The sequence below is a fragment of the Tenacibaculum ovolyticum DSM 18103 genome, from assembly GCF_000430545.1.
GTDB lineage: Bacteria > Bacteroidota > Bacteroidia > Flavobacteriales > Flavobacteriaceae > Polaribacter > Polaribacter ovolyticus.
Genome location: NZ_KE387165.1, coordinates 1 through 392, shown reverse-complemented (window position 1 = coordinate 392; position 392 = coordinate 1). Strand labels below are relative to the sequence as shown.

Annotated in this window: 1 protein-coding gene; it reads left to right on the top strand. The window is 46.7% G+C overall.

The genetic code is table 11. The annotated features are described in order from the left end of the window. Window positions 1–392, top strand: a 392-nt coding sequence (locus tag H518_RS21245; protein ID WP_043707176.1) for a hypothetical protein, incomplete at both ends; no start/stop codon positions are given.

The following is a 392-nucleotide window of genomic DNA, read 5'->3' as shown; positions in this document are numbered from 1 at the left end:
TATAGTTTAGATGCCGCTTCTTTAACAGGCGGAAATAGTATAAACAGTGGAACCGGAGAAGTAACGTATGTTGCAGGATGGAGTGGAACGACAACAATTACAGCAAGTGCCGCAGGATGTAACGGTCCCGTAACTACGACGCATGTAGTAACAGTAACCCCAACAGTCACCATTGCAGCATTTAGTCCGGCAACCAGCACACGATGTCAAGGAGCAGGAACAGTAACTACGACAACAACCGGAACAAATTCAACCGGAATCACGTATAGTTTAGATGCCGCTTCTTTAACAGGCGGAAATAGCATCAACGGATCAACCGGAGAAGTAACATATGTTGCAGGTTGGAGTGGAACGACAACAATTACAGCAAGTGCGGCAGGATGTAACGGTCC